Origin of the sequence: Pseudomonas sp. efr-133-TYG-23 (assembly GCF_030209215.1) — a bacterium.
Lineage (GTDB): Bacteria > Pseudomonadota > Gammaproteobacteria > Pseudomonadales > Pseudomonadaceae > Aquipseudomonas > Aquipseudomonas rhodesiae.
Window position 1 is genome coordinate 89,051 of record NZ_JARVSL010000031.1, and the last position, 20,992, is coordinate 110,042.

20 protein-coding genes and 1 pseudogene are annotated in these 20,992 nt (G+C 61.2%); 4 read left to right on the top strand and 17 right to left on the bottom strand.

Annotated elements, in window-relative coordinates; all coding sequences use genetic code 11:
• Positions 1-36: 36 nt before the first annotated feature.
• The 3 genes from ubiB to ubiE are packed head-to-tail and all read right to left on the bottom strand — an operon-like array spanning position 37 to position 3,031.
• On the bottom strand, positions 37-1,641 hold the full coding sequence (ubiB, locus tag QRN41_RS21180; protein WP_034095484.1) for a ubiquinone biosynthesis regulatory protein kinase UbiB: 1,605 nt from the start codon (positions 1,639-1,641) through the stop codon (positions 37-39).
• Positions 1,638-2,261: a ubiquinone biosynthesis accessory factor UbiJ gene (locus tag QRN41_RS21185; protein WP_034095485.1), complete on the bottom strand. Its 624-nt coding sequence runs from the start codon at positions 2,259-2,261 to the stop codon at positions 1,638-1,640. The genes ubiB and QRN41_RS21185 overlap by 4 nt, the downstream gene beginning before the upstream one ends.
• The gene (ubiE, locus tag QRN41_RS21190) at positions 2,261-3,031 is read right to left on the bottom strand and encodes a bifunctional demethylmenaquinone methyltransferase/2-methoxy-6-polyprenyl-1,4-benzoquinol methylase UbiE (protein ID WP_034095486.1); all 771 of its coding nucleotides are present in this window, start codon (positions 3,029-3,031) and stop codon (positions 2,261-2,263) included. The genes QRN41_RS21185 and ubiE overlap by 1 nt, the downstream gene beginning before the upstream one ends.
• Before the next feature lie 158 nt (positions 3,032-3,189).
• Between ubiE and QRN41_RS21195 the strand changes: the two genes are divergently transcribed.
• From QRN41_RS21195 to QRN41_RS21205, 3 genes are all read left to right on the top strand, one after another.
• Positions 3,190-3,465, top strand: coding sequence for a polyhydroxyalkanoic acid system family protein (locus tag QRN41_RS21195; RefSeq protein ID WP_094065173.1), 276 nt, complete (start codon positions 3,190-3,192; stop codon positions 3,463-3,465).
• A 104-nt stretch (positions 3,466-3,569) separates the two neighbouring features.
• Positions 3,570-3,992, top strand: a complete 423-nt coding sequence (locus QRN41_RS21200; protein WP_034136563.1) for a phasin family protein — start codon at positions 3,570-3,572, stop codon at positions 3,990-3,992.
• Positions 3,993-4,004: 12 nt separating this feature from the next.
• Positions 4,005-4,946: a phasin family protein gene (locus QRN41_RS21205; protein ID WP_285422102.1), complete on the top strand. Its 942-nt coding sequence runs from the start codon at positions 4,005-4,007 to the stop codon at positions 4,944-4,946.
• An 87-nt stretch (positions 4,947-5,033) separates the two neighbouring features.
• Here QRN41_RS21205 and QRN41_RS21210 read toward each other — a convergent pair whose 3' ends face one another.
• The 6 genes from QRN41_RS21210 to QRN41_RS21235 are packed head-to-tail and all read right to left on the bottom strand — an operon-like array spanning position 5,034 to position 11,365.
• The gene (locus QRN41_RS21210) at positions 5,034-5,561 is read right to left on the bottom strand and encodes a fimbrial protein (protein ID WP_167416737.1); all 528 of its coding nucleotides are present in this window, start codon (positions 5,559-5,561) and stop codon (positions 5,034-5,036) included.
• Positions 5,562-5,579: 18 nt separating this feature from the next.
• Positions 5,580-6,542 carry a fimbrial protein gene (locus QRN41_RS21215; protein ID WP_285422103.1) on the bottom strand — a complete coding sequence of 321 codons (963 nt, stop codon included), beginning with the start codon at positions 6,540-6,542 and terminating at the stop codon, positions 5,580-5,582.
• A 52-nt stretch (positions 6,543-6,594) separates the two neighbouring features.
• Positions 6,595-9,192, bottom strand: coding sequence for a fimbria/pilus outer membrane usher protein (locus tag QRN41_RS21220; RefSeq protein ID WP_285422104.1), 2,598 nt, complete (start codon positions 9,190-9,192; stop codon positions 6,595-6,597).
• A 51-nt stretch (positions 9,193-9,243) separates the two neighbouring features.
• Positions 9,244-9,999 (bottom strand): fimbrial biogenesis chaperone, encoded by a 756-nt coding sequence (locus QRN41_RS21225; RefSeq protein ID WP_285422105.1) that lies wholly within the window; start codon positions 9,997-9,999, stop codon positions 9,244-9,246.
• A gap of 6 nt (positions 10,000-10,005) precedes the next feature.
• A complete protein-coding gene (locus QRN41_RS21230; protein WP_285422106.1) occupies positions 10,006-10,782 on the bottom strand; it encodes a fimbrial biogenesis chaperone in 777 nt (258 codons plus the stop codon).
• A 4-nt stretch (positions 10,783-10,786) separates the two neighbouring features.
• Positions 10,787-11,365, bottom strand: a complete 579-nt coding sequence (locus tag QRN41_RS21235) for a fimbrial protein (protein ID WP_167416742.1) — start codon at positions 11,363-11,365, stop codon at positions 10,787-10,789.
• 350 nt (positions 11,366-11,715) lie between these two features.
• Here QRN41_RS21235 and QRN41_RS21240 point away from each other — a divergent pair, with 350 nt between their 5' ends.
• Complete coding sequence (locus QRN41_RS21240; protein WP_123479604.1) at positions 11,716-12,378, top strand: response regulator; 663 nt, start codon at positions 11,716-11,718, stop codon at positions 12,376-12,378.
• Between the two features lie 17 nt (positions 12,379-12,395).
• On the opposite strand, the gene QRN41_RS21245 is transcribed toward QRN41_RS21240, so the two are convergent.
• The 8 genes and pseudogenes from QRN41_RS21245 to QRN41_RS21280 form a co-directional block, all read right to left on the bottom strand.
• Positions 12,396-13,016 (bottom strand): TetR/AcrR family transcriptional regulator, encoded by a 621-nt coding sequence (locus tag QRN41_RS21245; protein ID WP_034136571.1) that lies wholly within the window; start codon positions 13,014-13,016, stop codon positions 12,396-12,398.
• 27 nt (positions 13,017-13,043) lie between these two features.
• Positions 13,044-14,725, bottom strand: a pseudogene (gene phaC / locus QRN41_RS21250) (class II poly(R)-hydroxyalkanoic acid synthase).
• An 88-nt stretch (positions 14,726-14,813) separates the two neighbouring features.
• Positions 14,814-15,659 (bottom strand): poly(3-hydroxyalkanoate) depolymerase, encoded by an 846-nt coding sequence (phaZ, locus tag QRN41_RS21255; RefSeq protein WP_034136573.1) that lies wholly within the window; start codon positions 15,657-15,659, stop codon positions 14,814-14,816.
• An 84-nt stretch (positions 15,660-15,743) separates the two neighbouring features.
• A complete protein-coding gene (phaC, locus tag QRN41_RS21260) occupies positions 15,744-17,423 on the bottom strand; it encodes a class II poly(R)-hydroxyalkanoic acid synthase (RefSeq protein WP_285422107.1) in 1,680 nt (559 codons plus the stop codon).
• 249 nt (positions 17,424-17,672) lie between these two features.
• Positions 17,673-18,050, bottom strand: coding sequence for a gamma-butyrobetaine hydroxylase family protein (locus tag QRN41_RS21265; RefSeq protein ID WP_034095501.1), 378 nt, complete (start codon positions 18,048-18,050; stop codon positions 17,673-17,675).
• 79 nt (positions 18,051-18,129) lie between these two features.
• A complete protein-coding gene (gene hslU / locus QRN41_RS21270; protein WP_034136575.1) occupies positions 18,130-19,467 on the bottom strand; it encodes an ATP-dependent protease ATPase subunit HslU in 1,338 nt (445 codons plus the stop codon).
• Positions 19,468-19,505: 38 nt separating this feature from the next.
• A complete protein-coding gene (gene hslV / locus QRN41_RS21275) occupies positions 19,506-20,036 on the bottom strand; it encodes an ATP-dependent protease subunit HslV (protein WP_003171209.1) in 531 nt (176 codons plus the stop codon).
• 254 nt (positions 20,037-20,290) lie between these two features.
• Complete coding sequence (locus tag QRN41_RS21280; RefSeq protein WP_034136576.1) at positions 20,291-20,992, bottom strand: SPOR domain-containing protein; 702 nt, start codon at positions 20,990-20,992, stop codon at positions 20,291-20,293.

The following is a 20,992-nucleotide window of genomic DNA, read 5'->3' on the forward strand; positions in this document are numbered from 1 at the left end:
GCTCCGGCAATTTGCAACAGTGTATAACTGGATCGGCTATCGCCGCACAATCAGATAAACACCCACGGCGACCATGATCCCGGCCGGCCAATGCCCCAATTGGTTCAGCGGCCCGCCGATCGCCAGCATCACGCCACCCACCAGATGCGCCGCGCCCAATAGGCGCAGAAACCAGTCGTCCTTGCGTTTTTGCCACGGTGGCGCGGGGTCTTTGGCGTGGGGTTGGGACATGCGCTCAAGCAGGTCACGGGTCATGTTGGCCAGGTGCGGCAGCTGTTCGAACTGGCTGTGCAGGTTGCCCAGCATGGTCTTTGGACTCATGCGCTCGCGCATCCAACGTTCCAGGAACGGCTGCGCGGTGTTCCACAAGTCGAGGTCCGGGTACAGCTGGCGGCCCAGGCCTTCGATGTTGAGCAGGGTTTTTTGCAGCAGGACCAACTGCGGCTGCACTTCCATATTGAAGCGCCGCGCGGTCTGGAACAGGCGCATCAGTACCTGGCCAAATGAAATATCTTTTAAGGGTTTTTCAAAGATCGGCTCGCACACGGTACGGATTGCCGCTTCGAACTCATTGAGCTTGGTCTCCGCCGGCACCCAGCCCGAATCGATGTGCAATTGCGCCACGCGGCGGTAGTCGCGTTTGAAGAAGGCGAACAGGTTGCGCGCCAGGTAATCCTGGTCTTCCGGAGTGAGGCTGCCGACGATGCCGCAGTCGATCGCGATGTACTGCGGGCTCCACGGGTTGACGGTGCTGACAAAGATATTGCCCGGGTGCATGTCAGCGTGGAAAAAACTGTCGCGGAACACCTGGGTGAAGAAGATCTCCACGCCGCGTTCGGCGAGCATCTTCATGTCGGTGCGCTGGTCGGCCAGGGTGGCCAGGTCGGTGACCTGCACGCCATAGATGCGCTCCATCACCAGCACTTTAGGGCGGCACCAGTCCCAATACACTTGCGGCACATACAGCAGTTGCGAGCCTTCAAAGTTGCGCCGCAATTGGCTGGCATTGGCCGCTTCACGCAGCAGATCGAGTTCGTCGTAGATAGTTTTTTCGTAATCGGCGACCACGTCCACCGGGTGCAGCAAGCGTGCATCGGCGCTGAAACGCTCGGCGGCGCGGGCGAGGATAAACAGCCATGCCAGGTCCTGGCCGATGATCGGCTTGAGGCCCGGGCGAATCACCTTCACCACCACTTCTTCGCCGGTCTTGAGTTGCGCGGCGTGCACTTGCGCCACGGAGGCCGAGGCCAGGGGCTCGACGTCAAAGCGCCTGAACACCTCGCTGATCTTTTTGCCCAGTTGCTCTTCGATCAGCGCCATCGACTGTTGCGAATCGAAGGGCGGCACGCGGTCCTGCAACAGCATCAGCTCGTCGGCGATGTCTTCGGGCAGCAGGTCGCGGCGGGTGGAGAGGATCTGCCCGAACTTGATGAAGATCGGCCCCAGGTCCTGCAATGCCAGGCGCAGGCGCGCACCACGGCTGAGCTCCAGCCGTTTGCGGGGCAGCCAGCGCCACGGCAGTACATAGCGCACCGCCAGCAGGAACCATGGCAAGGGCAGGGCGAACAGCAGGTCATCGAGACGGTAGCGGATTACGACGCGCTGGATACGGAACAAACGGCGGACGGCGAGCAGCTTCATGCGTTATCGCTTGGATCAAGGGAACGGCTTAGGCGCTCGAAGCGCGCCTCAAGACGTTCCAGGTCGAGTTTGGCCTTGTCGAGTTCGCGAAAGCGCGCTTGCGCTTCCCGTTGCCCGACCAGAGTGCGCGATTCTTCGCTCAGGTATTCGGCGAGGTTCTGGTTAAGGCTGGCGAATCCCTGCTGGTACCAGCGCGTGCGGCTGCGCACGTGACCGCTGATCAACTGGGTGGCGACGGGGCCGATCCAGCGCGAGAGCTCGTATTCCCAGTCCAGTTCCAGATCCTGCAGCACGGCGGCCAGGTCCATCAGCACCGCGCTGTCGCCTTCCAGCTCAACTTCGGTGCTGTGCAGGATGGCGGTCTTGTTGCGGCTCAGCGCCAGGTGCAGCAGGCTCGATGCTGGCGCACGCAGGGTGCAGTCGGCGTCGGCGGCCCACTGGGTCGCCAGCATCAGGCCTTCATCGCTGGGCAGGATAAACAGCTGCAAGGCGGGGCTGCGGCAGTCGACGGCGATGACGTTGCCGTTCAGGTGTGCGAGCCGCGCCAGGGCAGTGCTGTCCAGGCGCAGCACACGGTTGAGACCGTGCTCGACGCTGGCGAGAAGACCTTGCAGCAGCATCAGGGCTTGATGCCACGGTGCAGGGCGACGATGCCCGAGGTCATGTTGTGGTAGGTCACACGGTCAAAACCGGCTTCCACCATCATCGACTTCAGGGTTTCCTGGTCGGGGTGCATGCGGATCGATTCGGCCAGGTAGCGGTAGCTCTCGGCGTCATTGGTGATCAGCTTGCCCATCAGCGGCATGAAGGCAAAGGAGTAGGTGTCGTAGACCTTGGACATCAGCGCGTTGGTCGGCTTGGAGAACTCCAGCACTAACAGGCGGCCACCCGGTTTGAGTACGCGCAGCATCGAGCGGATCGCGTCTTCTTTATGGGTCACGTTGCGCAGGCCGAAGGCGATGGTCACGCAGTCGAAATGGTTGTCGGGGAACGGCAGCTTTTCAGCGTCGGCCTGGACGAACTCGATATTGCCGGCCACGCCTTTGTCGAGCAGACGGTCACGGCCGACCTTGAGCATCGAACCGTTGATGTCCGCCAGCACCACCTGGCCAGTCGGGCCGACGAGCTTGGAGAACTTGGCGGCCAGGTCGCCCGTGCCGCCGGCGATGTCCAGCACGCGATTGCCGGGGCGTACGCCCGACAATTCGATGGTGAAGCGCTTCCACAAGCGGTGCATGCCGCCGGAAAGCACATCGTTCATCAGGTCGTACTTGGCGGCTACGGAGTGGAACACCTCAGCGACTTTTTCCGCTTTCTGGCTTTCCGGGACGTTCTTGAAGCCGAAGTGAGTGGTGGGTTCGGCATCGCTGCCTTTGCGCTGATCAGTCATATCGCTGTCACCAAAAGAGAATGCGGCACATGATAATCCCCAAGGCTTGCTTTGTCTTGGCAAGGCTGCAGGTAAGATAGAGGGGCGCCGAGACGTTTTGCCGCATTCACGATGTGCAAGTCTCTATTTTTCAAGTCTCTGCAAGAGGAATCATCGCAATGGCCCGTATCACCGTTGAGCGTGCACATTCCCTGGGTAAAGAAGGCGCACGGGCAAAGGCCGACAAGTTGGCGAACAAACTCAAGGAACAATATGGCCTGGAATCGTCGTGGTCTGGCGATACCTTGAACCTCAAGCGTTCCGGGGTTAAAGGCACCGTACTTGTGGCTGACGATTCGCTGCGTATCGATGTGGAACTGGGCCTGCTGATGTCGGCCATGAGCGGCACCCTCAAGTCCGAAATCGAAAAAGCCTTGGACAAAGCCTTGGCCTGACTACTTAGGGTTAGGGTGCCGATTCTAATTTTTCCTCCTACTTTGTGCCCAAGCCCACAACTCCTGCGGGCCGTTCCTCCCCCCTATTTTGTGTGAGGTGCACCATGGCCAACGTTATCCTGAAGAAAAAAATCGACACTCAAACCCGCGCCCTGAGCGATGTTAAATCCTACGCGCGCAAGATCTGGCTGGCGGGCCTGGGGGCCTATGCGAAGGTCGGCAGTGAGGGCAGCGAGTATTTCAAAGAGCTGGTTAAGAGCGGTCAACATATTGAAAGTAAAGGCAAAAAAGTTGCCGTTGAACAACTTGATGCCGCCAACAGTCAGATTGACCAAGTAAAGAGTAATGTCACTGCGGTCAAAGGTCGGGTAGAAGTTCAGCTGGATAAAGTTGAAAAAGCTTTTGATACTCGCGTTGCAAGTGCCTTGAATCGAATCGGCATTGCGTCTAAACATGACGTGGAGACACTCTCTGCTAAGCTCGAAGAGCTGACGGCATTGCTCGAACGTGTCGCGCGTAAACATTAAGGAGACAACGGGATGGCTGTTAAAAAGAATACTCAGAAAGAAGGCAGCTCGTGGATCGGGGAAGTTGAAAAATACTCCCGTAAGATCTGGCTTGCTGGTTTAGGCGTGTACTCGAAGGTCAGCAGTGATGGCGGCAAATACTTCGAGACCTTGGTTAAAGACGGCGAAAAAGCCGAGAAGTTGACCAAGACCACCGTTGGCAAGAAAGTCGATGCGGCCAAGGCCAGCGCAGGTTCGGCCAAGGCAAGCATTTCCGACACCTGGGGCAAGTTGGAAGAGACCTTCGACAAGCGCCTCAACAGCGCCATTTCGCGCTTGGGCGTGCCCAGCAAAGCGGAGCTGAAGGCGCTGCACAGCAAGGTCGACACGCTGACCAAGCAAATCGAGAAACTCACCGGCGCTAAAGTGGCACCCGTGAAAACCGCCGCCGCCAAACCTGCGGCCAAAACCGCAGCGGCTAAACCGGCCGCAAAAACTGCCGCCAAGCCATTGGTGAAAGCCGCCGCCAAACCGGCAGCGAAAACCGCGGCCAAGGCGCCGGCTAAGGCGCCGGCTAAGGCGGCGGCCAAGCCAGCGGCCAAAACCGCAGCAGCCAAGCCGGCTGCAAAAGCGGCCGCTAAACCGGTCGCTGCCAAAGCGGCGGCCAAGCCTGCGACCAAAGCCGCTGCCAAGCCTGCAGCCAAACCAGCAGCTAAGGCTGCGGCGAAACCGGCCGCCAAGCCTGCGGCGAAAACCGCAGCGGCCAAGCCCGCCGCCAAACCTGCTGCCAAGCCCGCCGCAGCGAAGAAGCCCGCCGCCGCCAAAAAACCTACGGCCGCCAAACCGGCAGCGGCAACCAAACCTGCAGCTCCCGCATCAACCCCCTCTACAGCCAACTCGGTCTCCGCGCCGACGCCGGCTGCCGCTACCCCGACTGCAACGCCGGCTACCCCGACGCCTTCCAGTCAGTCCTGATTTTTCCGGGACATCCAAAAATACCCGGCCTGCGAAGGTCGGGTTTTTTGTACCCGCTGATTTTTGCCGGCGACAACGCCAGCGCCATCAGTTGTAAGTGATCGAAACGGTAACGGCGCTGGCCAGACTCCCGTGGGTGAGGGGTTCCCCGGTTTTGTGGTACGCCGCCGTCAGCGGCATCACGGCTTTATTGCCGGCAGTTGCGATGCTACGGCTGCGCTGGTCCACGGTGCCGTTGGCGGGGATGGTATACGCGGGGGAGCCGCGATGTATGAGCTGCAGGGCTGTTCCCCCCGAGGTCCCGGTATTGGAAAACAGTTGGGCGTTACCCGTTGAAGGGGTGCCGGAGAACAGAAAAACCACAGTGTTGATATCCGACTCGCAGTCGGCGGAAATCTCGAAGTCAAACGCGCCCGTACTGGCTGCCGTATCGAAGTCCGAGACCTTGATGGTAGGCAAGGTAATGGTGCGGTTCTCATCGCCGGCCGCCAGGTTGCAGGTGCCGGCGTTGATCTGGCCGACAAAAGTCAAAGTGCCCGTGGTGGCGGCCTGAACCCCATGGCTGGCCACGCCCACAGTGATTGCCAGCCAAACCGCCGGCGCGCGGGTGTTCATCGCATGATCCTCAATCGGTCAGTCATAGGTGATGTGGACGGTCACGGTGCTGATGAAGGTGCCTTGAGTGACCGTGCCGTTCTTGTGATAAGCGCTACCGAGCGGCAGCACGGCGCGGTTGCCCGAGACCGCCAGCGTGCGTGTGTCTTCGGTGCCGTTGGCGAGAATGTTCTGCACCCTGCCGCCGAGGCGTGAGTACAGCCAGAGCGCAACGCCTGCGGCGCTGCCCGTGTTGGCGAAGATCCGATCATTGCCCGGTGCCGGTGCCCCGGAAAATCGGAACGTGACGTTCATGGCATCGCTGCATTGCGCGGTCAGCTCGAAGTCCCGTCCGCCAACGACAGTCTGGGTGTCGAATGCACGGACTTGCACCGGCTCGAACAGGATCGTGCGGTTGACGTCACCGGCGTCCAGGTTGCAGGTGGGCGTAGGGGCGACAAAACGCACCGATGTATTGAGCAGCAAGTGAAAGCGGCCTTTGCCGCCGTCCCAACGATCTTCAACCAGGCTTCCACTGCTCAGCGTGCCGCTGGTGACGGGGCCGGTTTTGAAGAACAACGCCTCCGCGCTGACATTGCTGTACAGCGGCAACGCATTGCTCTGACTGAACGGGGGCGAGGTGTGCAGTTGATGGGGGTAAACCAGTCCCCTGTGATTACGCACCAGCACGCGTATGCCGACCCCTGGCACACCGGTGTGATACGCCGTGACGCCTGCGCCCGGCACCATCGCCGAGTCGGTGAAGCGCCCGATAATCTGCCTGGGGGTCGAAGTGCGGCAGTTGAGTTCAAAGCTGGGCGCGATGCCGTTGAAAGCCTGCCGGATAATCAGGCTGCCGACGGGAAGGCTGGTGGGAACGGTGATGGTATCCGGCAGGGACAGGCCGTGCTCGGAGTTAGGATATAGCCGACACTCAGCAAGCACCGTGACCGGCGCCCCGACTATCAGCAGGAGCAAAAAATATCTAGCAGTGTGCGTCATGGGCAACCTCATCATCAGAAGCCGGGTATCAAGGGGCGCGTGAACGTGCCGTTCAGCCGCTTGCATCGCGCTCGGCCGCTGGCGGTGGCTGCGCGGCGAGGTCGGCACCGAGTTGGCACAGGTCAGCGTTCAGATGCCGCAAGCGCTGCTTGTTCTGCGCCGTGGCCGCGATGGTGGCGTTGTAGGTAAACCAGCAAGTGGCAGTGGCGGTTGAACCCCACTTGACGGTCAATTTGCCCCGCGCCCGTGAGACCCGAACAAACGCCTTTCCACCTTGGCCGACGATCCCGACACTGGCGCCGTCTTCATCGAATACATCCGAACCGAACGGCAATGGGCTGCCGTCCTCGCGCTGTGTGCTGATCAACAAGGCTTGGCCGCTGACCGTCTCGAATTGCAGCTTCACCACCGAGCCGGCGCGGGGCGCGACGTTGCGCGCTGCGGTCTTGAGTTCGACATCCACGGACAAGTCCTTGGGGTCCAGCTCGACCACGTTCTGTCGATAGGGCGTGAGGTGGCTCACCACCGCCTGGCCGTGTTTGCCGACGTGGGCGGCGTGGTTGCCATTGATCCTCGCGCCCTGGGCGTCGGGTGCCTGGACGATCCCCAGGGTGTCGCCCAGCTCCGGGGCGAAGATCAGGCCGTCGGCGTGCGCAACCAGGCCGCCGGTCATGCCCAGCGACGTCGAGCGGTACGCCTCGCTGTGGCCATAGCTGGCGGACAACACGCCATAATCGGCCTGGTATTTCATATCGGCACTCTGGGTGTTGCCGCTGCCCTGGGTGCGGCTGGTGCTCAGGCCGTAGCTCAGTTGATTGTGCTCGCCCCAACTACCGCCCAGGCTGATCCGCTCGCCGCTGTTGTGGTCGCCACGGTAGGCCGTGCTGGTCAGAGTAGGCGTATGCGTGCCGCTGCCCAGAGGCAGGCTCAGGGTCAAATCCAGCTGTTGATCGACTTCACCACTCAGCACATCACGGCCGCGCTGAACGCTGAGGGTGTAGTGGAGGTTTTTCCAGTGGCCGCTGTAGCCGGCACTGAAGGTCAGGTTGCCCCCTGAACGGTTCCAGTAGTGTTGCGAAGAACCGGTCACATACACCGAGCCGTGGCTCAGGCTTTGATTAAGGCTGATATCCATCCTGTCGCGCAGGCGTGACACGTTGTCCAGGTCGCGTCCGTCCAGGGCATGGTCACGCAGTTGCGCGGCATCGCCCGCCGTCAGAAAACCGGAGGTGGAGTAACGGTAAGCGCCGAGGGTGAAGTGGGTGCCGCTGTCGGCGAAATTCTTGCTGTAGCGCAGTTGCACGCTGTGCCCGCTGCGCGAGCCGTGCCTGGGGATGTCGGCGCTTGAGTGTGTCAGGTCCACGGACAATGCGCCCAATGGCGTGTTGAATGCCGCGCCTGCCAATTGGGCGCGGTAGTCCTCGCCCAGCATCGCCCCGGTGTAGCCGGTCAGCAGATTGCTCAGACCCTGTTGGTAAGTGGCCTGCATCAACTTGGGCGGATGGCGCAGCCCCAGCTCATCCACCTGGCCGACACTTAGCGTGTAGCGCCGATAGCCCGGCCGCAGCAAGTGAGCATTGGCGGCGAACGGCACGATAAACGCGCGCTGGCGCCCATCGGCCTCGGTGATCGTCACACTCAGGTCGCCGCCGTAACCGGTCGGGAAAAAATCGTCGAGCACAAAGGGGCCGGGCGCCACCGACACTTCGCTGAGCAACACACCACGTTGACGCACGCTGACACGGGCATTGGTTTCGGCGACACCGCGCACCACCGGCGCAAAGCCGGTCATGGAGTCCGGCAACATCCGGTCATCGCTGAACAGGCTAATGCCGCGCAGGCGAATGCTGTCGAAAAGTTCGCCGGGGGTATGGATTTCGCCGGCCATCAGTTGTGATCGCCACCGACTCAGTTCGCGCTGCACATAGGTGGCGTTGCTCTGGTAGCCAGCGGCGCCGAGGCTGTGGCTGTAGCTGCCGTTATGTCGCCAATGCCAATCGCCCAGGTTAAGCCCGGTGTTCAAGCCCACGTAGTGGGAGTCCAGCGAGCGGCCGTTGGTACGGGTGGTAAAGGTGTTGGCGTTGTAGCGCACGAACGCTGCGTCCACGCCACTTTCCCAGTGCCTGGGGTCGACATAGCCACGCGCCTGGCGCGTCAGGTAAACCTGGGGGATCTGCAGGTCCAGGCGCGTTTCGCCGATATCGAACTGGCTGCTGGCGCCGGGTAGATAGCTGGCGATATCGGCGCAACGGTCAAACGGTTTGCGCGGGCCGGGTGTGTGTTGGTCGGCGCTGTCGACCTCGATACCGAAGCGTTGCAACGCCTCACGTTCCAGGCACAGCTGTGCCGACGGCTGACCCTGGACGGCGATAAACGTGACGCTCTCGCGCCCGAGCCACTGACCGTTGAGGTACACCTCTGAACGGTAGGTGCCTGGCAACACGACGTTGCCCTGGCTGAATTTCGCGATATCGACCTGCAAGCCTGCCGCGCCATCGGCAAAGAAAGCCGGGTTGAACTCCACATACTCGGCGCCGTGGGCGTCCATCGCCTCGGCGCTGCTCACCAGCAGCAGGCTACGCATTGTCAGACTCAAACCACGGCGTGCCAGGGGCGCGCTGCGGACGCCGGTGGGCGTGATCGCACTCATTGTTAAGCGTTTCCAAAAACAGGTGTTGCTCGGCTCCCGGCATAGGGAGGGTCATGGGGCGACCTTGGCGTTGTGGAGGACCTTCACCCCGAAATCGTCCAGCGTCTGGAATTCCACGCTGGCCATAGCTCCAGGCGGCGCTTTGAGGTCGGGCAGATCGAAGCGGGTGCGAGCGCCGGGCATCACCATATTGCCGGCCCCGGAGGCAGCGGCTTGGCGCCCATGGCGTTGCCCGGCGACCTGCACCTCGACGCGCTCGAAGGTCACCAGGTAAGGGGTCGGGTTGAACACTTCCACCGCCTCGCCGTAGGCGCTCGACACGCGGCGCCACTGCAACTTGGCGGGCGCGGCCTCGGCGCCGTGGGGCAGGCCCGGGGGACGCAGGATCAGCTTGATCCGTGTGCGAAACGCCAGTTGCAGCTGGTTACTGGGCTGGACGCCTCGCGCCTGCGCCGGCACCTCCAGCACGTTGAACCAAAACAGGCTCTCCTGCGCTGGCGGCAACCCTTCGCCGGTGTAAGCCACGCGTACGACCTGCTGTTTACCCGGCTCCATGCGAAAGATCGGCGGCGTGACCACGAACGGGATGTCGGCCAGTTCTGGCGTCGAATGTTCGTCGCCGTTGTCGAGCCAGGTCTGGATCAGCACCGGTACTTGGTTCCTGCTTTCAAGCCTGACGGTGACTTCCTTGTGGGACTGCGGATAGATGATCCGTGTGCTGCTGATCACCACGCTCGCCTGCGCCGATAGCGCGACGACCATGGCGCACAGGGGTGCCAGGGTGTGTCGAATCGAAAGAGTGGACATGGGCGGTCATCCACCAGACGTGTGGCTGAGGCCCGCCACATGGCGCACGCGGGCGCCGAAGTCGCTGATGCTGGTGAACTCGACCTGAGCGGCGCCGTGCGGACGCTGCTGCAGGGTCGGCAGCACAAAGCGTTTTACGTCGCCGGCGGGCAGCAGCAGGCTGTCGTCGGCCGCTTGGCTCGGTGCCTTGCTGAAGCGCTTGCCGGCGCTGAGCAACATCACCGGGCCGAGCGATACGTGATACGGCGTCGGGTTGGCGACTTGCAGGGCAAACCCACGTTCATGGGGGACCAGCGTCCATTGCAGTTTTGAGGCCGCGCGCTCCACTGGATAGGGCAGAGCCGGTGGGCGCAGGAATACCCGCAGGCGGGTGCGGAACGACAGTTGGATCTGATTGTTCTGCGCGGCATCCACGGCACGCGGCGGCACTTCAAGCACATTCAGCCAGAACAACCGTTCACGCGCTTCGGTCAGCGGCTCGCCGGTATAGCGCAGGCGCAGGGCCTGTTGCTGGCCCGGCTCGATGCGGAAGATAGGCGGCGACACGCTGATCGGCGTGTGTACGGTGGCCGGCGTCGAGTGTCGATCACCGCTGTCCAGCCAGGTTTGCACCAGCGCCGGGCGGTTGCCACGGTTCTCCAGACGCACGACTACTTCCTGCTGTTCGGCCGGGTAGACCACTCGCGTGCCGTGGATGATCACGCCGGCCTCGCCGGCTGACGTCCACCACGACAACAGGCTGAAGGCCCAGGTGACCAGCACCCGTTGGGTTTGGCTGCTCATGGCGTTACTCGGCGTACTCGATCATAAAGCCGACCCGCGTGTTGACCTTGCCCTCGGTGGCCGGTCCGCTCGCATACAGTTGTGCCGCCAGGGGGATGATTGCCTGGTTATCGGCGATCACCACGCTCTCGGATTTTTCGCTGTAGACATTGATCGGCGAGCCGCTACGGCTGGTGACTTCGACCTGCACATTCTTGGCGTTGGTGGTGTCGGCCGGGTCGTCATGACCATCGATGTTCAGGCGTCCGGTGGCCACGTCGATGGCGGGGCTGGTTGGGTCGAACGCGACCATGGCGATGCGCCCGTTGGTGCAACTGCCTTCTCCGGGCGCGCCAATGCGAATGGTAAAACCGGTCAGGTTGGCGCGGCTGCCAGCGGTGGCCAGGCGCGCTGCCGAGACGCCACCCAGGTTGACGTCTTTGACCACCGCGCCACTGCCCGGCGCCGCACCTTCGACCGTGCAGGTCACATCGGTGACCAGCCCGCTGAAATTGATCACACCGTCGACGGCGAACGCAGCGTGGGGGAGTGCGGCGGCCAAGGCCATTAGGGCTGCGACGGGGGAGAGAATATTGACGTTCATGGTATTTCCAGGGGTGATTGATTGATAAGGGGCCTCAGTGGATGTGGATAATTTGTATCTAAAAGTTAATGCGCTCTATAGCGAAGCCACGACTTTTAGTTCGAGATAGTTCGAAACGGTGCTGTTTTAATTATGGTTTTTTGCAAGTCTTGTTCGAACTGTGAAAGTTGCTGTAAGCGCTGTCCGTCAGCGGCTTCTGTAGGGCGTATCGATATCCGTTGTGCGGCGATATTGAACCCTGTGTAGGCCTGGGCTATACCGGGCTGGTAATAAGGGTGGATTGTGTAGACCGTTGCGTTACTTATGCGGGTGTCTGTATGCCTACTTCAACTAGCCATGCGTATACCGTCATGTTGTTGGATGACCACGAAATGGTTCGGCAAGGTATTGAGCTGGGCCTGAGTGGAGCGTCCGATATCAAGGTGATCGGTTCTTTTGCCACCGGTCGGCAATTGCTAGACGCACTTGCCCGGCAATCGGCGGATGTCGTGGTGATGGACTTCATTCTGGCACCGGCGGAAATCGATGGTCTCAGCCTGCTGCAGGCGCTGAACCGTCGTTTCAGCCAGTGTCGACCATTAATTGTGTGTTCCCACTACACGCCTGCGACGGTATCGCTGTCGTTGAAAGCCGGATGCTGGGGCATCCTCGGTAAAACCCAGAACTTGACCGAGTTGATCAGCGCCATTCGAACCGTCGCCCAAGGAAGGATTTATTTGCAGCCCTGCATGGTGCCGGCATTGCAGGGCACGCAATCGGTGTGGGAGACCATCAGCCAAAAAAACACCACGGATTTTGCATCGCCATTACGCTTGAATGCCTGTCTTAGCCCTAAAGAACAGGAAGTACTGCGCTGTTTTCTGGATGGCATGTCGGTGAATTCGATTGCCGCCAAGTTCTCGCGCAGCGCCAGTACCATCAGCACGCAAAAACAATCGGCTTATCGCAAGTTGGGAATCAGGAACGACAGTGAGTTGTTCAAGTTCACTCAGCAATTCGGCGCGCTGGGCTGACCTTCCACAGATCGGCGTTAAATAGGATCGTCCAGATAACGCAACGCCAGACGCTCTGTAGCCTGGCGCGCTGGCGCTAACAAATGCGGCGCCACCAGCATCATGATCTGGTAAACGACCACCCGCACCTCGCCCTCGCGATCGAGAATGCGCTGGTAATCCAGGGAAAACAGCAGGGTGAGGGTGATCTGCTCCACCAACTGCCCCAGCGCCTGGGTATCGCTGACCAACTGCCCGGCCGCCTTCAAGCGTGCCAGCAGTGACGCCAGGGTGCGCTTGAGCGCCGTAAGCAGGTTGCGAATGCCCTTGGCCAGCTTGGGCAGGCGCCCGGCCAGGTTTGACAGGTCCTGGAATAGGAAGCGGTAGTGGGCCATGCGCTCAATGATCAGGTGCAGGAACAGCCAGTAGTCCTGGGGCTCCAGTTGCGCGTCGGCCGGTGGGTCGAGCAATGGCGCCAGTTCATTCTGAAAGCGCTCGAACAACCCCAGCACCAAGGGTTCCTTGCCATGGAAGTGGTAGTAGAGGTTGCCGGGGCTGATCCCCATTTCATTGGCCACCTCCATGGTCGACACGTTCGGTTCGCCCTTGTGGTTGAACAACTGCAGGGCGCATTCAAGGATACGGTCGCGGGTCTTCATCCAGTCTTCTTAATCTGATCGTTGAGCTCAGCGCACCCGCACATAGGTGCCCGGCGCCGCTTCCATCGGTGGGTAATTCTGGTTGCCCAGGGCGGTCAAGGTGTCGCGCTGCACGCCCGAGCGTTGCTGGATCCATGCCAGCCATTGCGGCCACCAACTGCCTTCGACATGGTTGGCGTCGTAGTACCAGGCGCGAGGGTCGCTGCTTAGCTTGGGATTCTCGACGTAATTGGCCTTGGGGTTGCCAGGCGGGTTGAGGATGCTCTGGATATGCCCACTGTTGGACAGTACGAAGCGCCGCTCGCCACCCAGCAGTTGAGTGGAGCGATACACCGCATCCCACGGCGTGATGTGGTCGTTGATGCCGGCCACGCTGAAGCTGTCCACCGTGACCTTTTGCAAGTCGATCGGCGTGCCGCACACCTCCAGGCCGCCGGGATGGCTCAGTGGGTTGTGCTTGAAAAAATCCAGCAGGTCGCCGTGCAAGGCGGCGGGCAGGCGCGTGTTGTCGTTGTTCCAATACAGAATGTCGAACGCCGGCGGTTCCTTGCCCAGCAGGTAATTGTTGATCCAGTAGTTCCAGATCAGGTCGTTGGGGCGCATCCAGGCAAACACCTTGGCCATGTCGCGGCCGTCCAGCACACCTTGTTGGTAGGACCGACGTTTGGCCGCTTCCAACGTTTGCTCATCGGCGAAAGGGTGGCGGGGCTGTCGATCTGGCTGTCCAGCAGGCTCACCAGGTAGCTGGCGCTGGAGATGCGGCGCAGCTGGCGCTTGGCTTGCAGATGGCCTTGCAGCGCGGCGATGGTCAGGCCGCCGGCGCAGGCGCCCATCAGGTTGACCTCCCGCGCGCCGGTAATGGCCCGGCACACGTTGAGCGCTTCTTCCAACGCCGCCACGTAGGTGGACAGGCCCCACTCGCGATGCCGCACATCCGGGTTGCGCCAACTGACCATAAAGGTCTGCAGGCCGTTTTTGAGCGCGTATTGCACGAAGCTGTTGGCCGGGCTCAGGTCGAAGATGTAGTACTTGTTGATTTGCGGCGGCACCACGAGCAGCGGCCTGGCGTACTGTTTCTCGCTCATGGGTTTGTACTGGATCAACTCCAGCAGCTCGTTGCGAAACACCACCGAGCCGGGCGTGGTGGCCAAGGTTTTACCCACTTCAAATGCCTGTTTGCTCACTTGGCGCGGCAGGCCATTGTTGTGCAGCAAATCGTCGAACAGGTTGCTCACCCCGCGCACCACGCTATTACCCCCGGAGTTGAGCAGCTCCTTGACGGCCAAGGGGTTGAGCAAGGTGTTGGAGGGCGACACCGCATCGTTGAACAGCGACAAGGCAAAGTGCGCCCGGGCCCGGTCGTCGTCGCTCAGGGTGCTGTCGTCGATCCAGTGGCGGGTCTGTTTCTGCCAGCTCAGATACGCCTGAAGACTGCGCCGATAAAGTGGGTTGAGCTGCCAGGTGGGGTCGACGAAACGGCTGTCGCGGGGGTTGGGCTCATGCACGGTCTCGCCCAGCAGAACGCGACCCAGTTGCCCACCCAGGGCCAGGGCGTGACGGGCGGTATGCACCGGGTTACGCAAACCGTGGGCGGCCACGCTGCGCAGGGTCGACAGCAGGTCGCGGCCCCTCAGGCCGGTGATCGCATTTTGCGCATTGATGAACGCGGCGGGGGTGGGCGCCGGGTTCGTCACGGGTCTTTCTCGCATGAGCCAACACTCCTTCGTCTAGCCATCAACAGGCACGCCAATTCAGAACCATAGTCGGTTCCTGGCAAGTTGCGCGGCGGTGTGGTCCTTACACCGCGGGGCGTGGGTGAATCACTGCGCGCAGGCGCTCCTCCTCCAGGAATTTCATGATGATCGGCGCCACGGCTTCGGCCCGGGTGATCAAAAACAAGTGGCCATCATCGATGATGTGCAACTGCGCGTTGGGGATGCGCCAGGCGAGCATGCGCATATTGACCAGCGGGATCAGTGGGTCATCGTCGCCGGCCAATACCAGGGTGGGTTGGCGGATCTTGTGCAGCCAATGGATGCTGGTCCAGCCCAGTCCCGCGAACAACTGCCAGTAGTAGCCGAGCTTGCCGGCCGAACGCACTTTGCTGGCATGTTCGGCGGCCAGCTTCGAATCGCGACGGAACGAGCCGCCGTAGATCATCGGTGCAATGCGCACCACATGGGACGGCTGGATATAGCGGCGCGGGCTCGCCATCAGCCACAGCACTTTCGGCTTGCCCGGCACCATCACCGCGCCCGCCGCCGTCGCCGCCAGGATCAGCTTCTTGCAGCGCTCCGGGTAGTCATAGGCGAACTGCTGCGCCAGCGCGCCGCCCCAGGACACGCCGACGGCATTCACCTGGCCGTAGTCCAGGTAATCAAGCATGCGCGCGGTGAGCTTGGCCAGGCCAGGGAAGCGGTACGGCCGGCTGGGCGTCGAGGAACCGCCCACTCCCGGTACGTCGAAAGCAATGACCTCCAGGTCCGGGTCCAGAGCCTGCACGAACGGAAACACCAGCTCCAGGTTGGCGCCGATGCCGTTGAAGATCAGCAACGGCGTCAAGTGAGGCTTGCCCGGACGTACCGCCGTGCGGATGGTCTGGCCATCCAGGTCGATGGTACGGAAGATGAACGGTTGCGGCATTGGTGAACCCTTAGGGTTAGAGGGGCAGCTTCAAGCTACAAGCCTTAAGCTGAACTCAATCGGCTTGAGGCTTGTAGCTTGCCGCTAGCGTTCATGCACATAGGTACCTGGCGCCGCTTCGGCTGCGGCGTACGTCTTGTTGCCTAATACCGTCGGCGCCTTCTTCAGCTTGCCCGCCCGCTCGGCCTGCCACGCTTGCCAGTGCAGCCACCAGGAATCGGCGTGCTTGGTGGCGTTTTCCTGCCATTGCAGGGCGGTGCTCGCCAGGCCGTCGCTGGTCTGGTAGCGCGCCTTGGGGTTGCCCGGCGGGTTGAGGATGCTCTGGATATGCCCGCTGCTGGACAACACGAATTCCACGTTGCCGCCAAACAACTGCGCCGACTTGTAGCAGGACTGCCAGGGGGTGATGTGGTCGTTGGTGCCGGCCAGGGCGTAGATATCGGCGGTCACTTGCTTGAGGTCGATCGGCGTGCCGCACACTTCCAGAGCGTTGGGGCGAACCAGCGGGTTGTTCTTGAACAGTTCGATCAGGTCGCCGTGGAATGCCGCGGGTAAACGCGTGGTGTCGTTGTTCCAGAACAGGATGTCGAACACCGGCGGTTCGTTGCCCAGCAGGTAGTTGTTGACCCAGTAGTTCCAGATCAGGTCATTGGGACGCATCCAGGCGAACACCTTGGCCATGTCGCGACCTTCCAACACACCGGCCTGGTAGGAGTGGCGCTTGGCCGCTTCCAGCGTCTGCTCGTCGACGAACAGCGCCACCTGGGTGTCGAGGGTGGTGTCGAGCACGCTCACCATCAGGGTCAGGGCGTTGACCTTTTTCTCGCCCAGCGCCGCGTAATGGCCCAGCAGCGCCGTGCAGGTGATACCACCGGAGCAGGCGCCGAGCATATTGATGTCTTTGCTGCCGGTGATCGCGGTGACCACATCGACCGCTTCCTTGAGCGCCTCGATATAGGTCGACAGGCCCCACTCGCGCTGGGCCTTGGTCGGGTTGCGCCAACTGATGATGAACGTTTGCTGGCCGTTGCGCAGGCAGAAACGCGCCAGGCTTTTATCCGGGCTCAAGTCGAATACATAGAATTTGTTGATCTGCGGCGGCACCACCAAAAGAGGGCGTTCATGCACTTGTTCGGTGATCGGTTTGTACTGGATCAACTCCAGCACATCGTTGCGAAACACCACCGCGCCTTCGGAGGTGCCCAGGCTCTTGCCCACTTCAAAGGCGCCCATGTTGACCTGGCTCGGCATGCCGCCGTTGTGCACCATATCCTTGGCCAGGTGGGACAGGCCATCGAGCAGGCTTTTGCCGCCGGTTTCGAAGAAGCGTTTGACCGCCGCCGGGTTGGCCGCGCTGTTGGTGGGGGCCATGGCTTCGGTCATCAGATTGATCACGAAGTGGCCGCGGCTGATGTCCTGGTCCGACAGGTTACTGTCGCCGATCCAGTCGTGCAGTTCCTTGCGCCACGCCAGGTAGGTTTGCAGGTAACGTTTGTAGAGCGGGTTCTGGCTCCAGGCCGGGTCGTGGAAGCGACGGTCATCGCTTTCCGGCGCCAGCGCCGATTTGCCGAACATGACGTTTTTCAGTTCCACCCCGAAATGGGCGACATGCTTGACGCTGTGCAACGGTTGCTTGATGGCTTGGGTCAGCACTATCTTCGCCGAGGCCAATAAATCCTTTTTGCGTAACGCGATGATCGGGTTCAACCCCAGGGTGTTCTCCGATGCCTGGCGTTTCAAGTCATCGTTGTTCTTGTTACTCATCTACGACGCTCCATTGTCCGAAAGACGAGTACCGGCTACCGCTGCGCACCAAGTTTCGATACACAACACAAGCCAGGTACTGCGACTCGGGTGACCGTTGATACCGCATCGTCAAATGCAGGGAACTTGCCAGTTCCATTGGTTACCCGAGTTTAATTTTTTTCGCAAGCAGGCCAATCATTGGCCACGCGACAGGGCATTCAAGCAGATGAAATTAGAAAATGCTCTCTAAAGAGCAAGACGCCTGACTTAGAGCATCAGGCGTACGACCGACTCACTCGGGTCGCGGGTTTTACCGGCGGCCTTGAGTTCGGCGAGGTAGTCGGCCCACAACGTTTCCTGACGCACGGCCAATTGGTAGAGGTAGTCCCAGGTGAACAGCCCGCTGTCATGACCGTCGTCGAAGGTCAATTTCAGTGCGTACTGGCCGGCCGGCTCGATCTTGGTCAGCCGAACATTCAGCTTGCCGAATTGCAGGATGGGTTTGCCGTGGCCCTGGACCTCGGCGGAAGGCGAGTGCACCCGCAGGAACTCGGCGGGCAGCTGGTAGACCTCATCGGGCCCGTAAGTGAGGCCGAGGGTGTTGGAGGTTTTGTGCAAATTAACAGCGGTGGGGAATTTCGGCATTGGGGACCCCTTGGGCTGCGAGCTACAAGCCGCGAGTTGAATGTGCTCAACGTGCGGCTTGTAGCTTACAGCTTGCGGCTTACAGAATGTACCGCGACAAGTCTTCGTTCTGCGCCAATTCGCCCAAGTGGCTGTTGACGTAGTCGGCATCGATCTTGATTGCTTCGCCATTCTGCGCACCGGCCATGTCGCCGGCGCTGAAGGACACTTCCTCAAGCAGGCGTTCAAGCAGTGTGTGCAGGCGACGAGCACCGATGTTCTCGGTCTTCTCGTTGACCTGCCAGGCGATTTCCGCCAGGCGCTTGATGCCGTCCGCCTGGAACTCGATGCCCAGCCCTTCGGTTTTCAGCAGCTCACGGTATTGCTCGGTGAGCGAGGCATGCGGCTCGCTGAGGATGCGCTCGAAGTCGCCCGGTGTCAGCGCCTTGAGCTCCACGCGAATCGGCAGACGGCCTTGCAGCTCCGGCACCAGATCGCTTGGCTTGCTCAGGTGGAATGCACCGGAAGCAATGAACAGGATATGGTCGGTCTTGACCATGCCCAGCTTGGTGTTGACGGTGCAGCCTTCGATCAGCGGCAGCAGGTCGCGCTGCACGCCTTCACGGGAGACATCGACGCCGCCGGAGTTACCGCGCTTGGCCACCTTGTCGATCTCGTCGATAAACACAATGCCGTGCTGCTCGACCGCTTCGAGGGCCTTGGCCTTGAGTTCTTCCTCATTCACCAGGCGCCCGGCTTCTTCGTCGCGCACCAGCTTGAGCGCTTCCTTGACCTTGAGCTTGCGGCTTTTCTTCTTGCCCTTGCCCATGTTGGCGAACAGGTTCTGCAACTGGCTGGTCATTTCTTCCATGCCAGGCGGCGCGGAGATGTCGACGCCGGACACTTCGGCCACTTCGATTTCGATTTCCTTGTCGTCCAACTGGCCTTCGCGCAGGCGCTTGCGGAACAGTTGGCGCGTGTTGGAATCCGAAGCCGGTGCGGCGTCTTCGTTGAAGCCCATGCGCGCCGGTGGCAGCAGGGCGTCGAGGATACGTTCCTCGGCGGCGTCTTCGGCGCGGTGGCTGACCTTGGTCATTTCCTGTTCGCGCAGCATCTTCAGCGCAGCGTCGGCCAGATCGCGAATGATCGACTCGACGTCACGGCCTACATAACCCACTTCGGTGAACTTGGTGGCTTCGACCTTAATGAACGGGGCATTGGCCAGTTTGGCCAGGCGCCGGGCGATTTCGGTTTTACCCACGCCGGTCGGGCCGATCATCAGGATGTTCTTGGGCGTTACTTCAACGCGCAGTTCTTCTGGCAGTTGCATGCGGCGCCAGCGGTTACGCAGCGCGATGGCAACGGCGCGTTTGGCATCGTCCTGGCCGATGATATGGCGGTTGAGTTCATGGACGATTTCACGGGGAGTCATGGACATAATGTGTGGCGGCCCTCAAGCGCGAATAAGCCTGCGGCTTACTCGGCGAGGTCCTGCTCCTCAATGGTCTGGTTGTGGTTGGTGAACACGCAGATATCGCCGGCGATACCCAGGGCGGTCTCGACGATTTCCCGCGCCGACAGGTCGGTTTTCTTCAGCAGCGCACTGGCCGCGGCCTGGGCGTAGCCGCCGCCGGAGCCCATGGCAATCAGGCCATGCTCGGGCTCAACCACATCGCCATTGCCGGTGATGATCAAGGATGCGTCTTTGTTGGCGACGGCCAGCATGGCTTCCAGGCGGCTGAGGGAGCGGTCGGTGCGCCATTCTTTGGCCAGCTCGACGGCGGCACGCACGAGGTGGCCCTGGTGTTTTTCCAGTTGGCCTTCGAAACGTTCAAAGAGGGTGAATGCATCGGCAGTGGCACCGGCGAAACCGGCGAGGACCTGGCCGTGGTACAGGCGACGCACTTTTTTCGCGTTGCCTTTCATCACGGTATTACCCAGGGAAACCTGGCCGTCGCCGCCCATGACGACTTTGCCGTGGCGACGTACTGAAACGATGGTGGTCAAGGGGAGAGTCTCCACGCAGCGGGGCGAAAATGCCCTGATGGAAACTCATATGGGGGTGGCGGGGGGGATTTCAACCATAGGGGGTGATGGCGGACGAGTGGTGCTCAAGGGTCTGACACACATTCCAGAGCCCGGCAATACCAAGTGTGGGAGGGGGCTTGCCCCCGATGACGGTGCATCAGTAACAGATGTACTGGCTGACACACTGCATCGGGGGCAAGCCCCCACCCACACTGTTTGGTGCTGATTCTGGGTCAGCGGCTCTGGCGCTGTTGTAACAACAGGTTGCTAAACCCGGCCCCGGCCAATTGCTTCTGCGCCACGGTCAGCTGTTCGCGGTTGCTGAATGGCCCCACCAACACGCGATACCAGGTGGCATCCTTCACCGTGCCGGACTCCACTGTCACCGTCTGGCCCAGCAGGATGATCTGTGCACGCACGCGGTCGGCGTCCGCTTGTTTGGGAAACGAGCCTGCCTGCAGGAAGAACTTGGTCACCGGTGCGGCCTTGGTTTCCGCCACTGGCGGTGCCGGCGGCGGGGTGATGCCGGCCAACGCCGCCTGGGCCCGCGCGGTGTCGATTTTCGCCGCTTCTGCCGGGGTGACCGGCGTGGTCGGCACTTGCGGCGTCGGCAGGGTTTTCTCCGGCACAGCGTCAGGCGGCACGATCACTTCCGATTCCGGCAACAGCGTGTAGAAGTCGTATTTCGGCTTCACCGGCGCCGTAGGGCTTGGTGTGGTCTTGTTGGCTTCAGCGATCTTCGAGGCTTTCTGCTGCTCTTGTTTGACCCGTTTGACGTCGTCGCCCTGGCCTGGGTCCAGCTTCATCAGAAACACGATAAAGGCGCCGACCGTAAGGCCGATCGCCATCCACAACCAGCCCGGGATCGGCTTCTTCGCCGGGGCCTGGTAGCGGCTGGCGCCGCGCTTGGGTGCAGGTTTTTTCTTGGCAGCCAA

Bases quoted from the DNA above. Each gene is read 5' to 3' on its own strand.
- ubiB (WP_034095484.1), bottom strand. From the start codon at position 1,641: ATGAAGCTGCTCGCCGTCCGCCGTTTGTTCCGTATCCAGCGCGTCGTA.
- QRN41_RS21185 (WP_034095485.1), bottom strand. From the start codon at position 2,261: ATGCTGCTGCAAGGTCTTCTCGCCAGCGTCGAGCACGGTCTCAACCGT.
- ubiE (WP_034095486.1), bottom strand. From the start codon at position 3,031: ATGACTGATCAGCGCAAAGGCAGCGATGCCGAACCCACCACTCACTTC.
- QRN41_RS21195 (WP_094065173.1), top strand. From the start codon at position 3,190: ATGGCCCGTATCACCGTTGAGCGTGCACATTCCCTGGGTAAAGAAGGC.
- QRN41_RS21200 (WP_034136563.1), top strand. From the start codon at position 3,570: ATGGCCAACGTTATCCTGAAGAAAAAAATCGACACTCAAACCCGCGCC.
- QRN41_RS21205 (WP_285422102.1), top strand. From the start codon at position 4,005: ATGGCTGTTAAAAAGAATACTCAGAAAGAAGGCAGCTCGTGGATCGGG.
- QRN41_RS21210 (WP_167416737.1), bottom strand. From the start codon at position 5,561: ATGAACACCCGCGCGCCGGCGGTTTGGCTGGCAATCACTGTGGGCGTG.
- QRN41_RS21215 (WP_285422103.1), bottom strand. From the start codon at position 6,542: ATGACGCACACTGCTAGATATTTTTTGCTCCTGCTGATAGTCGGGGCG.
- QRN41_RS21220 (WP_285422104.1), bottom strand. From the start codon at position 9,192: ATGAGTGCGATCACGCCCACCGGCGTCCGCAGCGCGCCCCTGGCACGC.
- QRN41_RS21225 (WP_285422105.1), bottom strand. From the start codon at position 9,999: ATGTCCACTCTTTCGATTCGACACACCCTGGCACCCCTGTGCGCCATG.
- QRN41_RS21230 (WP_285422106.1), bottom strand. From the start codon at position 10,782: ATGAGCAGCCAAACCCAACGGGTGCTGGTCACCTGGGCCTTCAGCCTG.
- QRN41_RS21235 (WP_167416742.1), bottom strand. From the start codon at position 11,365: ATGAACGTCAATATTCTCTCCCCCGTCGCAGCCCTAATGGCCTTGGCC.
- QRN41_RS21240 (WP_123479604.1), top strand. From the start codon at position 11,716: ATGTTGTTGGATGACCACGAAATGGTTCGGCAAGGTATTGAGCTGGGC.
- QRN41_RS21245 (WP_034136571.1), bottom strand. From the start codon at position 13,016: ATGAAGACCCGCGACCGTATCCTTGAATGCGCCCTGCAGTTGTTCAAC.
- phaZ (WP_034136573.1), bottom strand. From the start codon at position 15,659: ATGCCGCAACCGTTCATCTTCCGTACCATCGACCTGGATGGCCAGACC.
- phaC (WP_285422107.1), bottom strand. From the start codon at position 17,423: ATGAGTAACAAGAACAACGATGACTTGAAACGCCAGGCATCGGAGAAC.
- QRN41_RS21265 (WP_034095501.1), bottom strand. From the start codon at position 18,050: ATGCCGAAATTCCCCACCGCTGTTAATTTGCACAAAACCTCCAACACC.
- hslU (WP_034136575.1), bottom strand. From the start codon at position 19,467: ATGTCCATGACTCCCCGTGAAATCGTCCATGAACTCAACCGCCATATC.